Source organism: Bosea sp. AS-1 (assembly GCF_002220095.1).
In the GTDB taxonomy this organism is placed as follows: domain Bacteria; phylum Pseudomonadota; class Alphaproteobacteria; order Rhizobiales; family Beijerinckiaceae; genus Allobosea.
Genome location: NZ_CP022372.1, coordinates 3,330,434 through 3,346,570, shown reverse-complemented (window position 1 = coordinate 3,346,570; position 16,137 = coordinate 3,330,434). Strand labels below are relative to the sequence as shown.

19 protein-coding genes are annotated in these 16,137 nt (G+C 66.7%); 8 read left to right on the top strand and 11 right to left on the bottom strand.

The window, feature by feature from the left end; genetic code table 11:
* The first annotated feature begins 27 nt into the window (after positions 1–27).
* The 4 genes from clpA to CE453_RS17720 all read left to right on the top strand — a co-directional run bounded on the left by clpA (position 28) and on the right by CE453_RS17720 (position 4,101).
* On the top strand, positions 28–2,565 hold the full coding sequence (gene clpA, locus CE453_RS17735; protein WP_089175783.1) for an ATP-dependent Clp protease ATP-binding subunit ClpA: 2,538 nt from the start codon (positions 28–30) through the stop codon (positions 2,563–2,565).
* Between the two features lie 7 nt (positions 2,566–2,572).
* A complete protein-coding gene (locus CE453_RS17730) occupies positions 2,573–2,857 on the top strand; it encodes a hypothetical protein (RefSeq protein ID WP_089175782.1) in 285 nt (94 codons plus the stop codon).
* Between the two features lie 162 nt (positions 2,858–3,019).
* A complete protein-coding gene (locus CE453_RS17725; protein WP_157733089.1) occupies positions 3,020–3,742 on the top strand; it encodes an AzlC family ABC transporter permease in 723 nt (240 codons plus the stop codon).
* Positions 3,739–4,101 (top strand): AzlD domain-containing protein, encoded by a 363-nt coding sequence (locus CE453_RS17720; RefSeq protein ID WP_089175780.1) that lies wholly within the window; start codon positions 3,739–3,741, stop codon positions 4,099–4,101. The genes CE453_RS17725 and CE453_RS17720 overlap by 4 nt, the downstream gene beginning before the upstream one ends.
* Here the strand turns inward: CE453_RS17720 and CE453_RS17715 are convergent.
* The 8 genes from CE453_RS17715 to CE453_RS17680 all read right to left on the bottom strand — a co-directional run bounded on the left by CE453_RS17715 (position 4,098) and on the right by CE453_RS17680 (position 9,858).
* The gene (locus tag CE453_RS17715; protein WP_089175779.1) at positions 4,098–4,997 is read right to left on the bottom strand and encodes a sigma-70 family RNA polymerase sigma factor; all 900 of its coding nucleotides are present in this window, start codon (positions 4,995–4,997) and stop codon (positions 4,098–4,100) included. The two genes, CE453_RS17720 and CE453_RS17715, sit on opposite strands and share 4 nt — an antisense overlap.
* Before the next feature lie 27 nt (positions 4,998–5,024).
* A complete protein-coding gene (locus CE453_RS17710; RefSeq protein ID WP_089175778.1) occupies positions 5,025–5,492 on the bottom strand; it encodes a carboxymuconolactone decarboxylase family protein in 468 nt (155 codons plus the stop codon).
* A gap of 73 nt (positions 5,493–5,565) precedes the next feature.
* Positions 5,566–6,030 carry a carboxymuconolactone decarboxylase family protein gene (locus CE453_RS17705; RefSeq protein ID WP_089177977.1) on the bottom strand — a complete coding sequence of 155 codons (465 nt, stop codon included), beginning with the start codon at positions 6,028–6,030 and terminating at the stop codon, positions 5,566–5,568.
* A 61-nt stretch (positions 6,031–6,091) separates the two neighbouring features.
* On the bottom strand, positions 6,092–6,520 hold the full coding sequence (locus CE453_RS17700) for an HIT family protein (RefSeq protein ID WP_089175777.1): 429 nt from the start codon (positions 6,518–6,520) through the stop codon (positions 6,092–6,094).
* 87 nt (positions 6,521–6,607) lie between these two features.
* Positions 6,608–7,384: a hypothetical protein gene (locus CE453_RS17695; RefSeq protein ID WP_089175776.1), complete on the bottom strand. Its 777-nt coding sequence runs from the start codon at positions 7,382–7,384 to the stop codon at positions 6,608–6,610.
* A complete protein-coding gene (locus CE453_RS17690; protein ID WP_198302136.1) occupies positions 7,374–8,609 on the bottom strand; it encodes a GNAT family N-acetyltransferase in 1,236 nt (411 codons plus the stop codon). The genes CE453_RS17695 and CE453_RS17690 overlap by 11 nt, the downstream gene beginning before the upstream one ends.
* The gene (locus CE453_RS17685; RefSeq protein WP_089177976.1) at positions 8,606–9,385 is read right to left on the bottom strand and encodes a glycerophosphodiester phosphodiesterase family protein; all 780 of its coding nucleotides are present in this window, start codon (positions 9,383–9,385) and stop codon (positions 8,606–8,608) included. Before CE453_RS17685 ends, CE453_RS17690 begins: the two co-directional genes overlap by 4 nt.
* Positions 9,385–9,858, bottom strand: coding sequence for a RidA family protein (locus CE453_RS17680; RefSeq protein WP_089175775.1), 474 nt, complete (start codon positions 9,856–9,858; stop codon positions 9,385–9,387). Before CE453_RS17680 ends, CE453_RS17685 begins: the two co-directional genes overlap by 1 nt.
* Positions 9,859–10,047: 189 nt before the next feature.
* Between CE453_RS17680 and CE453_RS17675 the strand changes: the two genes are divergently transcribed.
* Entirely contained in the window at positions 10,048–10,896 is an 849-nt protein-coding gene (locus CE453_RS17675) for a cell envelope integrity EipB family protein (RefSeq protein ID WP_157733088.1), read from the top strand.
* Here CE453_RS17675 and CE453_RS17670 read toward each other — a convergent pair.
* Both CE453_RS17670 and CE453_RS17665 read right to left on the bottom strand, forming a co-directional pair.
* Positions 10,853–12,181, bottom strand: coding sequence for a DNA polymerase IV (locus CE453_RS17670; RefSeq protein WP_089175773.1), 1,329 nt, complete (start codon positions 12,179–12,181; stop codon positions 10,853–10,855). The genes CE453_RS17675 and CE453_RS17670 overlap by 44 nt on opposite strands.
* 18 nt (positions 12,182–12,199) lie before the next feature.
* Entirely contained in the window at positions 12,200–12,496 is a 297-nt protein-coding gene (locus tag CE453_RS17665; RefSeq protein ID WP_089177974.1) for a DUF3572 domain-containing protein, read from the bottom strand.
* 131 nt (positions 12,497–12,627) lie between these two features.
* On the opposite strand from CE453_RS17665, the gene CE453_RS17660 reads away from it, so the two are divergent.
* Both CE453_RS17660 and CE453_RS17655 read left to right on the top strand, forming a co-directional pair.
* Positions 12,628–12,996, top strand: coding sequence for a response regulator (locus tag CE453_RS17660; protein WP_089175772.1), 369 nt, complete (start codon positions 12,628–12,630; stop codon positions 12,994–12,996).
* 15 nt (positions 12,997–13,011) lie between these two features.
* Positions 13,012–14,388 carry a PleD family two-component system response regulator gene (locus CE453_RS17655; RefSeq protein ID WP_089175771.1) on the top strand — a complete coding sequence of 459 codons (1,377 nt, stop codon included), beginning with the start codon at positions 13,012–13,014 and terminating at the stop codon, positions 14,386–14,388.
* Positions 14,389–14,772: 384 nt separating this feature from the next.
* Here the strand turns inward: CE453_RS17655 and CE453_RS28670 are convergent, their stop codons facing one another.
* The gene (locus CE453_RS28670; RefSeq protein WP_157733087.1) at positions 14,773–14,919 is read right to left on the bottom strand and encodes a hypothetical protein; all 147 of its coding nucleotides are present in this window, start codon (positions 14,917–14,919) and stop codon (positions 14,773–14,775) included.
* A gap of 319 nt (positions 14,920–15,238) precedes the next feature.
* On the opposite strand from CE453_RS28670, the gene CE453_RS17650 reads away from it, so the two are divergent.
* Positions 15,239–15,454, top strand: coding sequence for a hypothetical protein (locus CE453_RS17650; RefSeq protein ID WP_089175770.1), 216 nt, complete (start codon positions 15,239–15,241; stop codon positions 15,452–15,454).
* Positions 15,455–16,137: the final 683 nt, after the last annotated feature.

Here is a 16,137-nt window from a genome sequence, read left to right as displayed (position 1 = left end):
CCCCCGAAACAGATAGGAGCGCGCCCCTTGCCGAGTTTCTCGCGCAGTCTCGAACAGGCGCTTCACCGGGCTCTGGCTCTCGCCAATGAGCGCCGTCACGAATACGCCACCCTTGAGCATCTCCTGCTCGCGCTGGTCGACGACCAGGACGCGGCGGCGGTGATGCGCGCCTGCAGCGTCGACCTCGACCTACTCAGGCGCAACCTCGTCGACTATATCGATTCGGAGCTGACGAACCTCGTCACCGACGGGCGCGACGATTCCAAGCCGACTGCCGGCTTCCAGCGCGTGATCCAGCGCGCGGTCATCCATGTCCAGTCGTCCGGCCGCGAGGAGGTGACCGGGGCCAATGTGCTCGTGGCGATGTTCGCCGAGCGCGAGAGCCACGCCGCCTACTTCCTGCAGGAGCAGGACATGACTCGCTACGACGCGGTCAACTACATCAGCCACGGCATCGCCAAGCGCCCGGGCGCCAGCGAGAGCCGGCCGGTGCGCGGCGCCGAGGACGAGGGCGAGCCGCAGCGCGAGCAGCGCTCCGAGCAGGCCAGCGAACCGGACAAGGACAAGAAGAAAAAGGAAAGCGCGCTAGAGGCTTACTGCGTCAACCTGAATCGGAAGGCGAAGGACGGGCGCATCGACCCGCTGATCGGCCGCGAGGCCGAGGTGCAGCGCACGATCCAGATCCTCTGCCGCCGCCAGAAGAACAACCCCCTGCTGGTCGGCGACCCCGGCGTCGGCAAGACCGCGATCGCCGAGGGCCTCGCCCTTAAGATCACCCGCGGCGAGGTTCCGGAAGTCCTCCACGACGCCACGGTCTTCTCGCTCGACATGGGCACGCTGCTCGCCGGTACGCGTTATCGCGGCGACTTCGAGGAACGCCTCAAGCAGGTGATGAAGGAGATCGAGCAGCACCCCAAGGCGATCATGTTCATCGACGAGATCCACACGGTGATCGGCGCCGGTGCGACCTCGGGCGGCGCCATGGACGCTTCGAACCTGCTCAAGCCCGCGCTGGCTTCGGGCACGCTGCGCTGCATCGGCTCGACCACCTACAAGGAATACCGCCAGTATTTCGAGAAGGATCGGGCGCTGGTGCGTCGCTTCCAGAAGATCGACGTCAACGAGCCGTCGGTCCCGGACACCATCGAGATCCTGAAGGGCCTCAAGCCCTATTTCGAGGAGTTTCACAAGCTGCGCTACACCAACGACGCCATCAAGGCGGCGGTGGAGCTGTCGGCGCGCTACATCCATGACCGCAAGCTGCCGGACAAGGCGATCGACGTCATCGACGAGACCGGCGCCTCGCAGATGCTGCTGCCCGAGAGCAAGCGCAAGAAGACCATTGGCGTGAAGGAAGTCGAGGTCGCGGTCTCGACGATGGCCCGCATCCCGGCCAAGACCGTCTCGAAGGACGACGCCGAGGTGCTGCGCAACCTGGAGCAGACGCTGAAGCGCTCGGTCTATGGACAGGAGAAGGCGATCGAGGCGCTGTCCTCCTCGATCAAGCTCGCTCGCGCCGGCCTGCGCGACGGCGAGAAGCCGATCGGCTGCTACCTCTTTGCCGGCCCGACCGGCGTCGGCAAGACTGAGGTCGCGCGCCAGCTCGCCTCCTCGCTCGGCGTCGAGCTGATCCGTTTCGACATGTCGGAATACATGGAACGCCACACCGTCTCGCGGCTGATCGGCGCGCCTCCCGGCTATGTCGGCTTCGACCAGGGCGGCCTGCTCACCGACCAGATCGACCAGCATCCGCATTCCGTGCTGCTGCTCGACGAGATCGAGAAGGCCCATCCGGATCTGTTCAACATCCTCCTGCAGGTGATGGACCACGGCAAGCTGACCGACAACAACGGCAAGCAGGTCGATTTCAGGAACGTCATCCTGATCATGACCACCAATGCCGGAGCCGCCGACATGGCCCGCAATGCCTATGGCTTCACGCGCCAGAAGCGCGAGGGCGACGACACCGAGGCGATCAACAAGTTGTTCGCGCCGGAGTTCCGCAACCGTCTCGACGCCACCATCTCCTTCGGCCATCTGCCGAAGGCCGTGGTCGCCCGCGTCGTCGACAAGTTCGTGCTCCAGCTTGAGGCCCAGCTCGCCGACCGTAACGTCACCATCGAGCTCTCGGACGAGGCACGCGAATGGCTGGTCGAGAATGGTTATGACGAAGCAATGGGCGCACGCCCCATGGCCCGGCTCATCCAGCAGACGATCAAGACGCCGCTCGCCGACGAGGTGCTGTTCGGCCGCCTCAAGAACGGCGGTGCCGTCAAGGTCGTGGTCGTCCACTCCGAGACGGGGATCAAGGTGCTCGGGCTCGAATTCCCGGACGGGCCAGCCAAGCCGAAGCCCGAAAAGGATGTCGAGGCCGCCAACGCCAAGCGCCAGCCGAAGCCCCGTGCCAAGGCGGCGGGCGACGGTCCAGCGAAATCGACCCCGCCGCGCCGCGCCCCGAAAGGCGGCGCAGGGCCGGGCGATGGTTCGGGTGGCTCTGCCACGCCGGCCAAGGCGTCCGGCCGCGCCGTCCGTACCGTGCCGAAGGTTCCGCTGACGAAGGCCTGAGACCGTGTTGTTCAAACGCAAGACTGCGACGCTCGCCGCCGAGACCGGCGAGGTCGCGACCGAAGCTGCCGCCGCGCCCGCGCGGCCGCAGAAGGAAAAGCTCGGCTGGTTCGAGAAGCGCAGCCGCCGCCGGCGGCGGCGCATCATCTTCGAGGAGGTGCTGGGCTGGATCCTCGTCCCGGCCATCATCTACCTGATCTATCTCGGCATCCAGGCGTTCGGCGGCATCCCCAAGGAGCTGATCGACTTCGGCAACGAGCTGATCGGCATAGCGCTGAAGGGCAAGGGCTGACCAGGCAAGGGCCGAACGGCTCTGGCCGCTCCGGCCCTGCGGCAGCCGCAAGGCTGGCAGTCTCCGTTCCGGCTTGGCGAGCGTCGGCTGCATGGACGATAGAGGAGAGGGTTCCGGATGCGCCGGGGCCTCAACCCGCCGAGCCTATCTCCCGATGATCGCATGAGCGTCTCCGCAGACTGGGGCTGGCAGCGTGTCGCGCTTGCCGGCATACGCGATGCATTGTCGCTGCCGGCCTGGATCGTCGGCTTCGGCCTCGTCGGCATCGGCTCGCTGGCACATGATGTCGGCTATCCGGTCGGCAGCGCGGTTCTTTCCACCATTCTCGTCTGGGCCGGCCCATCGCAGGTGCTCTTCTTCGCTTCGATCGCGGCGGGGGCGGCCTGGAGCGCGATTGCCATCGCCATCGCCTTTGCGTCACTGCGCTTCCTGCCGATGACGGTCGCGATCCTGCCGCTGCTGCGCCGCCCGGGCCAGAGCCTCTGGCAGCAGCTCCTCTGCGCGCATTTCGTCGCCGTCACCGCCTGGACAGAGGGGTTGCGGCGTCTGCCGGCAGTGCCGGTGCACCAGCGCGTCGCCTATTTCATCGCCTTCGCCGGCACCTGCATGGCGGTCAGCGCAATCGGCACCTTTGCGGGCTATTACCTGCTCGGCGCGCTGCCGATCGCCTTTGCCGCCGGCCTGCTCGCGCTGACGCCGATTTTCTTTCTCGTCTCGCTGACGGCCGGGCTGCGCCACCGTGGCGACGTCGCGGCACTCATCCTCGGCCTCCTGCTGGCGCCGGTCTGCGAACGCTTCATCGGGGGTGGCTTCGATCTCATCGTCGCCGGGCTCGTCGCCGGCACGATCGCCACCCTGATCGGCTACAGGCGCAAAGCGGCATGACCCAGCCCATCGCCTGGCTCGACGGGCCGCTCTGGCCCTATCTCGCACTCTTCCTCTTCGCTGTGCTGCCGACGGAGATCTGGCGCTGGCTCGCCGTCGCCTTCGCTCGCGGGCTCGATGCCGACTCGGCCCTGCTCGATTGGGTTCGCGCCGTCGCGACCGCGCTGCTCGCCGGCATCGTCGCCAAGCTCATCGTCTCGCCGCCGGGGGCGCTGACCCATGCGCCCCTGCTGGTGCGGATTGCCGCTCTTGCCGCCGCCGTCGCCGTCATGGCGGTGAACCGCCGGCGCATGATGCTGGCGGTGCTGGCGGCCGAAGCGGTGCTGATCGGCGGGACCTGGTTGTTCGGACCGGTTTAGCTGGCTGCCGCCTGCATCAGCCGCTCGCGGGCTCGGCCGAGCTTGTCCGGGTTGCGCACGACATAGATCGCGACGATCCGGCCGTCACGGATGTCGAGCGCGGTCGCCTGCATCGTATCGCCGCGTTCCAGGCTGAGATAACCCGGCAGGCCGTCGAGCAGCACCGGTGCATAGGGCCTGGTTTCCTGCCCAGTCTCGTGCAGCTTGCGCGCGAGCCCCGAGAAGAAGCGGCCGATCTTTTCGGCGCCGAAGATCGGGTTGAGCGTGGCCGTGACCTTGCCGCCGCCATCGGTATGAAGAATGGCGTCGCGCGCCAGAAGCTGCCTGAGCGCGGTCGGATCGGTGCTGTGCGCGGCTTCGAAGAAAGCGGTGGCGTAGTGGCGGGCCTCCTCCGGCTGCAGCGTGTGCCGGGCACCGTCCTCCTGTACATGGCGGCGCGCTCGCGAGACGAGCTGCCGGCAGGCCGCCTCGCTGCGCTCCAGCGTTTCCGCAACCTCGGCGAAGGGGCGGTCGAAGATGTCGTGCAGCAGGAAGGCGGCGCGCTCCAGTGGCGAGAGCCGTTCGAGGGCGAGCATCAGCGCATAGGGTACGTCGAGCCCGTTATCGTTGGTCTCGGCGGCGCCGATCTGCTCGATCAATGGCTCGGGCAGCCAGCCGCCGACATAGGCCTCGCGCCGGTGCCGGGCCGATTTCATCAGGTCGAGGCAAAGCCGGGTCACCACCTGCGCGAGCCAGGCGCGCGGCTGGACAATCGACTGCGGCCCGGCCGCGTGCCAGCGCAGCCAGGCATCCTGCACCACATCCTCGGCGTCGCTGAGCGAGCCGAGCATGCGGTAGGCGAGGCGGGTCAGGTAGCGTCGGTTGGCCTCGAAGCCGACGCCGGTCATATCCGTCATAAAACTCCGGCGCGCGCCGGCAGGGCGTTAGGCGGCTGCGGCCTTGGGCGCCCTGTCGTTGGGGTGGTGCGAGCGGAACCCGATGGCGATCCGGTTCCAGACATTGATCGCGCCGATCAGCAGGGTGAGCTTGACCAGCTCCTCCGGGCTGAAATGGCGCAAGGCTTCTTCATAATCGGCGTCCGGCGCATGGGTCTGCGAAACCAGCGTCAGCGCCTCGGTCCAGGCGAGCGCGGCGCGTTCACGCGGCGTGTAGAGCTCCGATTCGTGCCAGGCGTTCAGGAGATAGAGGCGAGCCTCGCTCTCGCCGGCCTTGCGGGCGTCGGCAGAGTGCATGTGCAGGCAATAGGCGCAGCCATTGATCTGGGAGGCGCGCATCTTCACGAGCTCGATCAGGCTGTGCTCGAGGCCGGAATTCGCGACCGATTCTTCGAGCGCCATCATCGGCTTCAGGGCATCGGGGGCGACAGTATAGGGGTTGATACGTTTGCTCATGGCGGTTCTCGCTGTCATGCGGTTCCCGGGCGGCAGGTTCGGCTCGCCGGCCGGGCGGGTCAAGGTTCCTGCGTCAGGCGGCGGCCTTCGCCGGCTTGTCGGCCGGGTGGCGCGTACGGAACCCGGCATTGATGCGGTTCCAGCTGTTGATGGCACCGATGGCGAGGGAAAGGTCGACGCATTCCTTCTCGCTGAAATGGGCCCGCAGCTCCGCGAAGGCCTCGTCGCTCGGAGCGCCTTGCGAGAGGCGGGTCAGCGCCTCTGTCCAACCGAGGGCGGCGCGCTCGCGTGGGGTGTAGAGTTCCGATTCATGCCAGGCGTCGAGCAGATAGAGCCGGGCCTCGCTCTCGCCGGCCTTGCGGGCGTCGGCGGCATGCATGTGCAGACAATAGGCGCAGGCATTGATCTGCGAGGCCCGCATCTTCACGAGCTCCAGCAGGCTGTGCTCCAGCCCGCATTCGTTGACGTAGTCCTGCGTCTTCCGCATCGCGTCGATCGCGCCGGGCGCGACCTGGAAGGCGTTGAGGCGTTGGCTCATGGTCTTCTCCATCGGTTGATGAAGACAAGACGAGGCAGCCCACGCCTCTGTGACACGCTCCTCAGGAATTTTTCAGAGCGGCCCGAATCTTTTCGGCGTTGGCGGCGAGGACCTCCGGCTTTTCCATCGCGCCGGTATGCGGCCGCAGCGCCACGCCCTCGAAGCGCGGCATGACATGGACGTGCAGGTGGAACACCACTTGCCCGCCGGCCGGTTCGTTGAACTGCTGGATGGTCAGGCCGTCCGCGGCGAAGGCGGCAGTGACGGCGCGACCGAGCTTCTGCGTCGTCAGCGCGACGGCCTTCAGCGCTTCGGGCGGGGCGTCGAAGAGGTTGCGGCAAGGCGCCTTCGGGATCACGAGCACATGGCCGTCGGCGCGCGGCATGATGTCCATGATCGCGAGCGTCTCGGCGTCCTCGTAGACGGTCTGGGAGGGCAATTCGCCGCGCAGGATCTTGGCGAAGACATTGGACGGGTCGTAGGCGCTCATGGCGGGTCCGGCTGGTTCGAACAGGAGGGATGCAACCTGTGGCCCGGCCGCGGGGGCGTCAAGGCCGTTGGCCCGACCGCGCCTGCGTCAGCCGCCGAGCGGGAGGCGCTCGGCGACCTCCGAGTCGAACACGAGGTCGTCGTCGGCGCCGAGCAGCCAGAGCTCGCGCGCGGTGAAGCGCAGCAGCGGCACGTTCCACCAGCGCCGGACGAGGGCGGCCAGCGCCGCCGTCTCGGTCGCGTCGAGGTCGTCGGTCAGGTTGTAGAGCCCGACGAGCCAGAGATCGCTGGGCGGCCGACCGAAAGCGGCCTGGATGGCTTGCAGCGGATTGGTTTCGCCGCGCCTTTCCGGGTAGACGGCGAGATAGAGCCGGCCACGGTTGACGTTGCCGGAGAATAATCCGCGCAGCTCGACCGTCACAGGACCGATCTGCGCCAGCCCATGCCGGACTTCCGGAGCGATGGCGGGCGCGTTGTCGGTGCCGAGCGAACCGCAGATCGTCGCATGCAGCTTGTCGCGGCGCCTGGGCAGCACGTTCCAGGCGATCTTGCCGGCGAAGGGCGAGATCTTCAGAGCCGCTTCCAGCTCACGAAACGCCGGAGAGGCTTGCAAGTCGGTGTCGTCCACCGGCAGCACCAGCGAGAAGATGCGCGGATGCCGCCCCATCTCATAGGGCTTGCCCTCGCGCCGCGGGATCACGCGCGGATGATCCGGCGCCACCAGCGGCAGATGGGCCAGCCGGTAGCTCTCGTCGAGCGCCAGCGGCTCGGAGAAATCGGTCAGGCTGCGTCGGTAGCCGAGTTCGGCGTCGGTGCAGAAGGCGAGCGTATTCGGCCGGGCCGCGCGCGCTGTCTCAGTCGTCATTGTCGGTCTTCCGGAACGGGCCTTCGGCTTCCAGCGCTGCCTGTGCGTCGGCGATCTGCGCGCGCTCCTGCGCCAGATAGTTGGCGACGGGCCGGCTGAGGCCCGGATCGGCGATGTGATGCAGCGAGCGGGTGATGACCGGCCGATAGCCGCGCGCCAGCTTGTGCTCGCCCTGCGCTCCCGCCTCGACCCGGGAGAGGCCATGCGCGATCGCATAGTCGATAGCCTGATGGTAGCAGACTTCGAAATGCAGGAAGGGATGGTCCTCAATGCAGCCCCAGTTGCGGCCATAGAGCGTATTGGCGCCGCGGAAGTTGATCGCTCCGGCGATATAGCGCCCGGCGCGCCGCGCCATCATCAGCACGATCCGCTCGCCCATCGCCGCGCCGACGCGGGAGAAGAACTCGCGGTTGAGATAGGGGCGGCCCCATTTGCGCGAGCCGGTGTCCTGGTAGAAGCCGTAGAAATCGTCCCAGACGGCCTCCGTCAGCTCGCGGCCCGACAAGGCCTCGACGGTGATGCCGGCAGAGAGCGCCTCGCGCCGTTCGCGCTTCAGAGCCTTGCGCTTGCGCGAGGCCAGGGTCGCGAGGAAATCGTCGTAGCTGCCAAAACCTTCGTTCTGCCAATGGAACTGGAGGTCGTTGCGCTCGAGATAGCCGGCCTGCTTCAGCGCCGCGATGTCGGGTTCCTGCGCGAAGGTGACATGGACGGAGGAGGACTGTGTCTGCGCCCGCAGCGCCTCCAGCCCGGCGATCAGCGCCGCCCGTGCCTCGTCGGCGCGCGGCGTATCGGCCACCAGCAGCCGCGGGCCGGTCGCGGGCGTGAAGGGGGCGGCGACCTGAAGTTTCGGATAGTAGCGTCCGCCGGCGCGCTCATAGGCATCGGCCCAGCCATGGTCGAAGACATATTCGCCCTGGCTGTGGCTCTTGAAGAAGCTGGGCGCGGCTGCGAGGATCTGCCCGGTCTCGTCCTCGACCATGAGGTAGGCCGGCGACCAGCCGCTGCGCCCGCCGATGCAGCGGCTCTCTTCGAGCGCCAGCAGGAATTCATGGCTGACGAAGGGGTTGTCGCGGTCGATACCGCTATCGTCACCCGGGGGGCAGGGCGCCGCGAGGGCGTCCTGCAGGGCGTGCGGGTTGGCGCAGGCGTTCCAGGCGCCGGCAGGAACGGCCTTGAGCGAGGTCGCAACGCGGACGCTGAGACCTTCCTCAGGGCCGTCGCTCAAGGACGGAAGCCCTCGAACACCATCTGGTCGGCGAAGCGCGCCGCGCGCTGCCGCTCCTCCGGCGTGCGCACCGTCCAGCTCATCAGCGGCATCCCGATGACGTTCCGGCAAAGATAGGGCGCGGCGCTTTCGAGATCCGTGACCTTCCAGGAGAGGAAGTCCGGCCGGCTTTCGGTGAAGTGCAGCAGATTCGCGAGTGCATGCTTCCGTTCGGGCGAGAGCTTGTCGTAATCGCCATAATCATAGGCATTCATCGCGACGATTCCGCGGGGGATCTGGGGCGCCAGCGTGCGCAGCGCGGTCACGATCTCGGGATCGAAGGATTTGATCACGATTGGCTGGCCCGCATGGCCGGCCAGCACCTCGACCGTCCGCTTCGTCAGGGCGAGATTGCCGTCGAAGCGGCTCTTGATCTCGATGACGAGGGGCACGCGCCCGTCGATCAGGTCGAGGAAGGCGGAGAGCGTCAGGATCGGGTCGTTCGATCCCTTGAGCGTGATCCGGCCAAGCTCGGCGGCTGTCTTCGCCACGACGGGGCCGGTCTCGGCCGTCAGCCGGTCGAGCACGAAATCGTGGAACACGACCGCCTCGCCGTCAGCGGTGAGCTGCACGTCGCACTCGATGCCGAAGCCGCCGGCGATGGCGGCCTTTGCCGCCGAGGGGCTGTTCTCGATCACGCCGGCAGCGAGATCGTGCAGGCCACGATGCGCGATCGGCTTCGTCACCAGCCAGCCGAGATCCGGCCGGCCGGCGTCTTTCGCAGAGCCTGTGCTCATCAGGCGATCTCGAACATGGCTTCGACCTCGACCGCGGCATCGGCCGGCAGCTCGGCCACGCCGATGGTCGAGCGGGCATGGCGGCCCTTGTCGCCCAGAACCTCGACCATCAGGTCGGACGCGCCGTTCATGATCGCGGGCAGCGCGGCGAAATGCGGCGTGGCGTTGATGAAGCCGCCGAGGCGCACGCAGCGCACGATCCGGCCGAGATCGCCATTGAGCGCAGCCTTGGCCTGGGCGAGCACGTTGATTGCGCAGAGGCGCGCGGCTTCCAGCCCCGCCTCGTTGAAGATCTCGCCGCCGAGCTTGCCCTTGTGCTTGTCTGAGAGCTTGCCGTCGTGGCCGAAGCAGATCTGGCCGGAGATCACCAGCAGGTTGCCGGTGATGACGTAGGGCACGTAGTTGGCGATCGGGGCCGCCGGCGTCGGGAGGATGATGCCGAGTTCGGCGAGCTTTCTGTCGACGGCGTTCATGGGTCCTGGCTCCATCTGACTGTGCCCCACGGGCAGTCTTTCATGGCTGATGGCCGGACAGGCCGCAAGCGTCGCGGCATGCGGCGCGGGCAGGTCCGTCAAAGCGCACGGGCTGGGGCATTTCGCCATGTTTGCGCCATTGCGGCGATGCACCTAGATTTCGCGAACGAGAAGCGGACAAGCGACGACATGAACGGAAGACGGTTCGGCCTTGCGGGGCGGGTTTGTGTGGCGGCGCTGCTGCTGGCGGGCGGGGCGCAAGCCCAGAACGCCGCACAGGACAAGGCGGCCGACAGGGTGGTGCTGGCGCCGCATCGCGCCGTCTACGACCTCGTGCTCGACGGCAACAAGCCCTCGGGCAACATCGAAACGGCCAAGGGCCGCATCGCCTTCGAATTCACCGGCGACGCCTGCGAGGGCTATGCGCTCTCCTTCCGCCAGGTGACGCAGCTCGGCACGGAGGCGGGGGCGCGCGTCATCGACGCCCGCACCACCAGCTTCGAGGCCGGCGACGGGGCGAGCTATCGCTTCAAGACCGAAAGCTCCTCCGGCAATGCCAAGCCCGAGACGGTCGATGGTACGGCCGAGAAGGCTGCGGGCGGCTACGAGGTCAAGCTGCGCCAGCCGAAGACCGAGGTCTACCGCGAGGCAAACGACGCGCTGTTCCCGAATGCGCAGATGAAGGCCGTGATCCAGGCAGCGCGCGCCGGCAAGTCCACGCTGAGCGTGCGGCTCTATGACGGTGCGAACAGTGGCAAGGAGGTCTACGACACGCTTTCGATCATCGGGAAGCGCATCGAGGCCGAGCCGTCCGAGAAGCCGCTGCAGCGTCCGGAATTCGAGAAGATCGCCCGCTGGCCGGTCTCGATCTCCTACTACAAGGTCGGCACGGACCAGTCGACGCCGTCCTACACCATCTCCTTCGAACTCTACGAGAACGGCGTCACCGGCGCGATCCGGCTCGACTACGGCAGCTTCGCGCTGACCGGAACGCTCACGCGTCTGGATCTTCTTCCTCAGGAGACTTGCGCGAAATAGCGGGTTCGGCCGCACGCCGCTGCGGCAGCCGGAGGCTGAGGCCACGGCCGATGGCTTCATCGCCGAAGCGGGCGCGCAACGCGTCGAGTGCGCCCTCCATCGCCTTGAGCCGCGGCGTGATCGTGTCGGCGAGGTCGCCATGGTCGGCTTCGACGGGGGGGCTGAAGTCGCTCGCGCCGATGCCGATCAGCCGGTAGCGTGGCCCCTTGCATTCCCGTTTCAGCAGGTCGCGCCCGGCGGCGAAGAGCCGGGCGGCAAGCTGCGTCGGCTCCGGCAGGCGCGCGGCGCGGGTGACGATCTGGAAATCCGAGGTCTTGAGTTTCAGGGTGATGGTTCTCCCCGCAAGCTCCTGGGCTTTCAGCCGTTTCGAAGTCTTCTCGCAGAGCCGCCACAGAATCGGCTCCAGCTCCTCGAAAGCCGAGAGGTCGACGTCCAGCGTCGTCTCGCTGGAGACGCTCTTGGTTTCGCGTTCCGGCGTGACTTGCCGCGGATCGATGCCATTGGCGAGGTTCTTCAGCCGCGGGCCATCCTTGCCGGCAAGGCGGAAGAGCTTGTCGATCGGCGCCTCGCGCAGATCGCCGATCAATTTGAAGCCGCCTTCGGCCAATCGGGCGACGCTCGCCGGCCCCATGCCGGGAATAAGGCCGACCGGCTTGTCGGCGAGGAAGGCGACCGCCTCCCCACGCCCGATGATCGAGAAGCCGCGCGGCTTGTCGAGATCGGAGGCGACCTTGGCGAGGAACTTCGCATAGGAGAGCCCGACCGAAACGGTGATCCCGAGCGCATCCTCGACGCGCCTGGCGAAACGCGCCAGTGTGGCGGCCGGGCTGGCATGGTGCAGCCGCTCGGTGCCCGACAGGTCGAGGAAGGCCTCGTCGATCGACAGCGGCTCGACCAGCGGCGTCAGCTCCCGCATCATCTGCCGGACCTCGCGGCCGACCGTGACGTATTTCGACATGTTCGGTTTGACGACGACCGCTTCCGGGCACGCCTTCAGCGCCTTGAACATCGGCATGGCCGAGCGCACGCCATAGGTGCGGGCGATGTAGCAGCAGGTCGAGACCACGCCGCGCTTGCCGCCGCCGACGATCACCGGCTTGTCCTGCAGGCTCGGGTCGTCGCGCTTCTCGATGGTGGCGTAGAAGGCGTCGCAGTCGATATGGGCGAGGCTGAGCGTATCGCGCTCAGCATGGCAGATCAGCCGCGGCGAGCCGCAGGCTGGGCAGCGCCTTAGGGGGCCGGTGGCCTCGTGGTCGCTCAGGCAGTCGCGGCACAGGCTGCGCACGCGCGGGGCTCCGCTCGCTCAGGAGAAGTCGCCGGGACCAGGTGCCTCGCCGGTGAGCCGGCGGCGCGCCTCGGCGACGATTTCGGGATTCAGCCTTAAATTTCCGGCAAATTCGAGCAGGAGCGAATCGCTCGATCCGATATGATCGAGCACGGCGGCGAGAAAGCCCGGCTCGCCGGCGGCGGCGCGCAGATTGGCAGGATCGAGCCCGGTCGCGGCCAGGAAAGGCCCGATTCGCTCGGGCTCGGAGGCCAGGAAGCCCAGCGCCTGGACCGCCAGCGTTTCAGCGTCGTGGAAGCTCTGTCGCGGTGCCATCGGGGCCCTTGTCGCGTATTCGATTTGCGTTTCGTCAACTGCTGGCATGCTAGCACAATCCCAGAACGAAGCCGCCAGGCCGAGGTCCGCTTCCATCGGATTTTCGGCGGCGCAGAATGAAGGGCGGCCGAATGAAGACGGTTCTGATCGTCGAGGACAACGAGCTCAACATGAAGCTCTTCAACGACCTGCTTGAGGCGCATGGCTACGCCACGCTCAAGACGGCGGACGGGATCGAGGCCATCGAGCTCGCCCGCACCCATCATCCCGACCTGATCCTGATGGATATCCAGCTTCCGGAGGTCTCCGGGCTGGAGGTCACGAAATGGATCAAGGAGGATGACGACCTCAAGGCCATTCCCGTCATCGCGGTCACGGCTTTCGCTATGAAGGGCGATGAGGAGCGCATCCGCGAAGGGGGCTGCGAGGCTTATCTCTCGAAGCCGATCTCGGTCGCGAAATTCCTGGAGACGGTCCGCGCCTACGCCGGCGCCGCCTGAGCCGAAAGCCTTCCGATGTCCGCTCGCGTCCTCGTCGTCGACGACGTTCCCGCCAATCTCAAGCTGCTGGAAGCCAAGCTTTCGGCTGAGTACTTCGAGGTGCTGACCGCGGCGAACGGACCCGACGCGCTGGCGATCTGCGAGCGCGGCGAGCCGGATATTGTTCTGCTCGACGTGATGATGCCGGGCATGAACGGCTTCGAGGTCTGCCGCCGGCTGAAGAGCATGCCGGCGACCGCCCACATCCCGGTGGTGATCGTCACTGCGCTCGACCAGCCGCGCGACCGGCTGCAGGGGCTCGATGCCGGCGCCGACGACTTCCTGACCAAGCCGCTCGACGATGCCGCGCTTTTCGCCCGGGTCCGCAGCCTTTCGCGCCTCAAGGCGATGACCGAGGAATTGCGCAACCGCGCCATCGCCTCGCGCCGCCTCGGCATCGCCGACCCGCTGGCGGTGGCCGCCGCAGAGACCGGTCTCAACGGCCGTGTCCTGCTGGTGGAGGACCGCCCTTCGGTCGCCGATCGTCTCCAGAGTGCGCTGTCGGCCTTCCATCTGGTCGAGGTCGAGACCGACGCGCAGCAGGCCGTGTTGCGCGCGACGGAAGGCGAGTTCGACAGTGTCCTCATCAGCCTCGATCTGCAGGAGCAGGACGGCCTGCGCCTGTGCAGCCAGCTGCGCTCGCTCGACCGGACGCGCGACATTTCCGTGCTTCTGATGGGGGAGGCCGAGAATCGCGCCCGCATCCTGCGGGGGCTCGAGATCGGCGCGCATGATTTTCTGATCCGCCCGATCGACCGCAACGAGCTGCTCGCCCGCGTGCGCACGCAGGTTCGCCGCAAGCGCTTTACCGACCGCCTGCGCGACAGCCTGCAGTCCTCCATGGAAATGGCGGTGCTGGACCAGCTCACCGGGCTGCACAACCGGCGCTTCATGGATACGCGGCTGGCCGCGATGTTCGACGAATCCGCCTTGCGGGCCCGCGCACTCTCGGTGCTCGTGCTCGATGTCGATCACTTCAAGGCCGTCAACGACAGCTGGGGCCACGATGCCGGCGACGAGGTGCTGAAGGAGTTTGCTGATCGGGTGCGCGCCTGCACGCGCGGCATCGATCTCGTCGCGCGCATGGGCGGCGAGGAGGTCGTGGTGGTGCTGCCCGATACCGGCCCGAAGGCGGCCTATGTCGTGGCGGAGCGGATTCGCGAGCGCGTCGAGACGGCAGCCTTCGCCATCTATGGCAGTAGCCGCGAGATTCCGGTCACGGTCTCGATCGGCGTGGCTAGCCGCAGGGCGGGTGATGCCTCTTCCGCCGACATCATGAAGCGCGCCGACGATGCGCTCTACCGGGCCAAGGCCGAGGGCCGCAACCGCGTCATTGCCGCCAACGCCGCCTGAAGCGTCGTTTTCTCATCTGGCAGGTGAAGAGATTTCGCTAAACTGCTGCAGTGATTCAACGAATCTAACGTTGAGTCATGGAACGTAGCTTCAAGCTTAAGCTTAGCCGGTAAGGTTAAGAAACGATGAAGAATGGTGAATCGGTCGTATTCGATTGATTCGTTTCGGTCTAATTGTCAGGGTTTCCGCAACGCAGCCACGGTGCTGCACGGTAATGCCCCTCGGGAGCTCAGGTCCGCCGCATCTCCTGGGTAACCGAAGGGCTCGGCCGGTCGGTAGCGGAATTCTGGCCTCCTCAGAGCCGCCGCCGGCCGGCCACCACCTCCCGGCGATCCTCCAGGATCGACTTCCCAAGAACGGCGTTCGACTGCCCGGGACGATGGATTAGCGCGGGAAATAGTGGTGGACCAGGGCGGGCAGCCAATAACCCGCCGCCGCGAACCCGCCGAGCAGGCAGACCAGCCCGAACGCCGCCGCGACCCTCCTGCTCAGAAAGCGCGAGGAATCGATTTCGACGAGCAGCTTCAGCAAGCGCCGTGTCAGGCCGCTCGGCTTATGCGGCGCTTTTCCATCCGCTTGGTTCGTCAAGGAAACCACTCCGTGAGCGGCATTCGGAAAAGGCCAACCTGCCGCATTCGCCCGAGATCGGGGCGCTCCAACAGATAATGCCTGTTATGGCAGAACAACAGGACTCGACGAAAGTTGCATCAAAGTCCGTATTTCTGCCGCCTGTGCGGCATGGCGCGAGGTCTCGGGTGGAGACCGGGCCACGAGGTCCGATGTGATCCTCCTTATCGGTGCCGGACTGCGGCCCTAAATTCGCCACCGCCATCCGACGATTCTGAGCGGCATGAGGATTCTTGCTGCATCCGCCCTCGCTCTTACGCTCGGTGCCTGCGCAGGCACGCAGGAGCCGATTGTCGAGGACCGCTCGCGCTGCGATGCCTACGGCTTCCAGCGGGGGACCGACGCCTTCGCGAATTGCGTCATGACCGCCGATCGCGACCGGCAGAAGCGGGTCGAGCGGCATTACGAGCGCGAGAGCTACCCGACTTCCGAGGAGTGAGTCGGTAGGTGCCTGGCACCGGCCCCGGCGGGCCGGTTCTCTCTGGTTCGGCAAGGAGAACGCAAAAGCTGCCCCGGTGGGCTGCGGTACTGCGTGCGGGATGAGGCGGGTCCGATGCTCGAGGCGCGGCGGGCCATCCGGAACACGCCGCGGATCCATCGACCGCAATCTAGTACCCTCATCGAGCCCGCTGCTCGTGCGACGGTGCTATCCGAATAGCGCCTGCCAGGCGGCATAGCCGATAAGGCCAAGCCATGCCGCAGTCACGATCGCGGCGAGCGACAGAAAGAGCGGCGGCAGAAGGATCTGCTTGATCCGGTCCATGGCGCATCCCTGATGAGAGACCCGGCCGGAGCGGCGTCCGACCGGGCCAGCCCAATAGGCTGATGCAAGGGCAGGGCCAGATCCCGCCCCCATGATCCCCAGATCCAATAATCTTGCGTCGTCAAATGACATGATGCGGCGAAAATGCCTGACAGCCGTCCGCGTCCGGGAAATGTCCAAGCGGACGACCGGGATAAGCGAAGCTCAGATACCCAGCCGGAGTGTGGGTCTGCGCTAGATTGGCGCGCTGAGAGCATTTCGCCTGTTGTGACGGTGTCGCGACAGCCTGTGGAAAGCCGGGACAGCTCTTACCTTCGGATTGCGCACCGTTCTTCGCAGCGCTCGAATAAGCGAGTGCC